Annotated in this window: 3 protein-coding genes; all 3 read right to left on the bottom strand. The window is 68.2% G+C overall.

What is annotated here, in order from left to right; translation table 11 throughout:
* Nucleotides 1-71 precede the first annotated feature (71 nt).
* Complete coding sequence (tnpC, locus tag MFF13_RS19215; protein WP_238272741.1) at nt 72-1,595, bottom strand: IS66 family transposase; 1,524 nt, start codon at nt 1,593-1,595, stop codon at nt 72-74.
* A 69-nt stretch (nt 1,596-1,664) separates the two neighbouring features.
* Nucleotides 1,665-2,021, bottom strand: coding sequence for an IS66 family insertion sequence element accessory protein TnpB (gene tnpB / locus MFF13_RS19220; RefSeq protein ID WP_147815157.1), 357 nt, complete (start codon nt 2,019-2,021; stop codon nt 1,665-1,667).
* Nucleotides 2,018-2,425 (bottom strand): IS66-like element accessory protein TnpA, encoded by a 408-nt coding sequence (tnpA, locus tag MFF13_RS19225; protein WP_238272742.1) that lies wholly within the window; start codon nt 2,423-2,425, stop codon nt 2,018-2,020. Before tnpA ends, tnpB begins: the two co-directional genes overlap by 4 nt.
* Nucleotides 2,426-2,598: the final 173 nt, after the last annotated feature.

Consider the following 2,598-nt stretch of genomic DNA (forward strand, 5'->3'; position numbering starts at 1 on the left):
CACCGTCTCCGGCCTGAAGCGGGCCGACGCGGTCTGGCGCCGGATCGACGGCGACTTTGTAAGCGCTGTTTTCAGGCCACGGCTCTGAGGGCTGGCATGACCGGGTAGGCCCATGGCAGCAGGTCGTCGAGACGACGTTGTGGATGGCCCTCGACGATGCGGGTGATGACGTCGGCGAGGTAGGCGTGCGGCTCGACGCCGACGAGCTTGCAGGTTTCGATCAGCGAAGCGATCACCGCCCAATGCTGGCCGCCGCCGTCCGAGCCGGCAAAAAGCGCATTCTTGCGGTTCAAGGCCAGGGGTCGGATCGCGCGCTCGACGATGTTTGAGTCGATCTCGACCCGGCCATCGTCGAGGAACAGGCTCAAGCCGGCCCAGCGCGACAGGGCGTAGCGGATCGCATCGGCGAGTTTGCTTTTGCGGCTGACCAGGCCGAGCTTCTCGCGCAGCCACGGCTCCAGCGCCTCGATCACGGGCCGGCTTCGCTCTTGACGCACGGCACGTCTCTCGTCGGCCGGGCGAGCGCGGATCTCGGCTTCGATCCGATAGAGCGCAGCGATGCGCGCCAGCGCCTCCGTGGCGATCAGCGAGGCGGGGCCAAGTTCGTAGAACAGCCGCCGTGCGTGGCTCCAGCAATAGGCCAGCCGGATCGCGCCGTCCTTGGCGAGCACCTCGTAGGCCGCATAGCCATCGACCTGCAGCACGCCTTCGAACCCAGCCAAATGCGCGATCGGTCGGCTCGCGGTGCGGTCGGGGGCGTAGACGTAGGCGACACCGGGTGGATCGGATCCGCCCCAGGGCCGGTCGTCACGGGCGTAGGCCCAGAGCTGGCCGGTCTTGGTGCGCCCGCGCCCGGGATCGAGCACGGGCGCCGTGGTCTCGTCGGCAAACAGCTTGCCCGAGCGCTTCAGCGTCTCCAGCAACCGCTCGTGCACCGGCCGGAGCAGGAAGGCGGCGCGCCCGACCCAGTCGGCGAGCGTCGAACGGTCGAGGACGACGCCCTGGCGGGCGAAGATCTGCGTCTGGCGATAGAGCGGCAGGTGGTCGGCGTATTTGGAAACAAGCACCTGAGCGACCAGCGCGTCGGTGGGCAGACCGCCCTCGATCAGCCGCGCCGGGGCCGGGGCCTGCACGAACGCGTCCTCGCAGGCCCGGCAGGCGTAGCGCGGGCGACGGATCACCAAAACCCGGAACTGCGCCGGCACCACGTCGAGGCGCTCGGATACGTCCTCGCCGATCCGGTGCAGGGCGCCCGAGCAGCACGGGCAGGCGGTACTGTCGATGTCGACGAGGGTCTCGACCCGCGGCAGATGAGCTGGGAGCGCCCCGCGGTTGGTGCGACGTTTGCCGACCCGGACCGCCTTCTTGGCCGGTTCGGCCTCCTCGGCGGCAAAGCCCGCGGCCTCGACCTGCTCGGCCTCTTCCAACCCGAGCAGGAGCTGGTCCTCGGGCAGGCTCTCGGCCCGGCGTCCGAAGCGGTGGCGCTGCATCGCCAGGATGATCTGGCGCAGCCGCTCGTTCTCGGCCTGCGCCTCGACGAGCTGCGCCTTGAGCGTCTCGGGATCGTCGGACAGGCGTGAAGCAGGCTTAGCCACGAAGCGGATTAAAGCATATCTACCAGAAGCTTACCATCGTAATGGGGCCCGCGCGCTCGACCTTTTTGCTCACCCTGCCAGCGCTGGGGCGATGACCGTGCGAACCGCGTGAACACGCTTCCAGTCGAGCCCTTCGAGCAAGGCCGCGAGCTGCGCTGCCGTGAGGCGTACGACGCCATCCTCGATCTTCGGCCAGCAGAACTGACCGGCCTCCAGGCGCTTGGTCGCCAGAACCACCCCACTCCCGTCCCAGAACAAGAGCTTGGCCCTGTCCGCTCGCTTCGAGCGGAACACGTAGACCGTGCCGGAGAACGGATCCGCGCCCATCGCATCCCGCACCAGGGCGGCCAACCCGTCCATGCCCTTGCGGAAGTCCACCGGCCGCGTGGCCATCATCACGCGCACCGCACCGGACGGCCCGATCATGCCGTGGCCTTCAGCGCCCGGATCACTGCCGCGATCTGAGCCTCGCCCGCGTCCGGCCCGACGCGCACCAGGACGCCGCCCACCTCGACTTCGATCCCAGTGCAGGCCGCTCGTCGATGTGGCTCAGCCTTCGCCTCGACAGGTGTCGGCTCCAGCGGTTCCGACATCAGAACGGCTGGCACGAACCGCAACTCGGAGCGCCGATCGCCCGCCGCTTCTTGACGGGCCAAGCGCCGCCACGTGAACAGCTGCGAGACGCTCAGGCCATGCCGACGCGCGACCGCACTGATCGAGATCGTCGACGCCGCACTCTCGGAGACGATGGCCGCCTTCTCATCCTGCGACCACGTTCGTCTCCGGCCGGCACCGGTGAACAGTTCAAGCCGCCGGACCGGCTCCGACATAGGCATACGACCTGACATCGACATGTGACGAAGCTCCTGCCCGGCTCCGTATGTCCCCGTCACACCGCCTGCCGAAAGGTGCCGTCCAGACACCGCTTACCATCGATCCCCTGCTGCATTATCTGCAGTCTGGTGCGCTCGAAGGACGGGCAACCTCAAAAGCTATGCGTCCG

This window comes from Methylobacterium cerastii (assembly GCF_022179125.1).
GTDB classification, from domain to species: Bacteria; Pseudomonadota; Alphaproteobacteria; order Rhizobiales; family Beijerinckiaceae; genus Methylobacterium; species Methylobacterium cerastii.

Excerpts from the sequence above, each read along its gene's own strand:
- tnpB (WP_147815157.1), bottom strand. The coding sequence starts at position 2,021 with ATGATCGGGCCGTCCGGTGCGGTGCGCGTGATGATGGCCACGCGGCCG.
- tnpA (WP_238272742.1), bottom strand. The coding sequence starts at position 2,425 with ATGTCGGAGCCGGTCCGGCGGCTTGAACTGTTCACCGGTGCCGGCCGG.